This is a genomic window from Methylophaga sp. UBA4204, assembly GCF_002379485.1.
Classification (GTDB): Bacteria; Pseudomonadota; Gammaproteobacteria; order Nitrosococcales; family Methylophagaceae; genus Methylophaga.
Genome location: NZ_DFTU01000079.1, coordinates 103801 through 104795, shown reverse-complemented (window position 1 = coordinate 104795; position 995 = coordinate 103801). Strand labels below are relative to the sequence as shown.

The 995-nt window shown below is 45.8% G+C and carries 1 protein-coding gene; it reads left to right on the top strand.

Going from position 1 to position 995, the window contains the following annotated elements:
• Nucleotides 1-181: 181 nt before the first annotated feature.
• Nucleotides 182-995 (top strand): glycosyltransferase family 4 protein (locus B3182_RS11950; protein WP_292752868.1); only part of this gene is annotated, 814 nt, incomplete at its 3' end.

The following is a 995-nucleotide window of genomic DNA, read 5'->3' as shown; positions in this document are numbered from 1 at the left end:
AAAAAATCTGGCTGATTGATTTGGACGCGATGCAGCAAATCACAAAAACCGGTTTCAAGCGTTTGCATAAACAGGATCAGCAGCGATTTTTACGCAATTGGCCGGTAGGCGAAACTCGTCACCTGTTAACCAAAGCGATCAAAGCATAAGGCAACAACACAGTGTTAAACGGAACGCATTTATGAAGCTGGCAGTATGCCTGTATAAATATTTTGCCTATGGCGGCCTGGCGCGTGATTTCCGGCGAATTCTGGAAATTCGCCGTGATGCCGGAGATGAAATCGATGTGTATTACATTGAATGGCAAGGCGATCCCATTCCCGGTTTTAACCAAATTCCGATTAAGGTTTCAGGGCTAACCAATCATGCCAAAGTAAGGGATTTTTATAATAAATCGCGGCCATTAATCGCCGCAGGAAATTACGATCTGGTGATTGGCTTTAACAAAATGCCGGGACTGGATTTGTATTACGCTGCTGACCCTTGTTATCTGGCGCGGGTCAGACAAGAATCAAGCTATATCATCAAACAGTTTTTTGGCCGGGTAAGATTCTACGAAGCTTGGGAGAGAGCTGTATTTGGCCCGCAAAGCCACACCGTATCGATGATGATCTCATCGGTACAGCGCAAACTGTTTGAACAGTATTATCAGACACCACCTGAAAGGCTGGTTGATCTGCCACCCGGTATCGATCCGGATCGCGTACGGCCCGATGACTGGCAGATGCAACGTCAGCAATTTCGCCAACAGTTATCGTTAAATGATGATGACTTTTTACTGTTGATGATAGGCTCCGGTTTTAAACGCAAAGGCGCTGATTTTGCCATTGAAGCCATGGCCGCTTTACCACAGGCTTTACGTGAAAAAACACATTTATATGTGGTAGGTGAGGATAATGCCAAACCTTTTGAACAACTTGCGCACAAGCTTGATGTCGCTGAGCGAACTCATTTTATGGGTGGACGCGATGATGTATCGAAATGGCTGCTGTCGG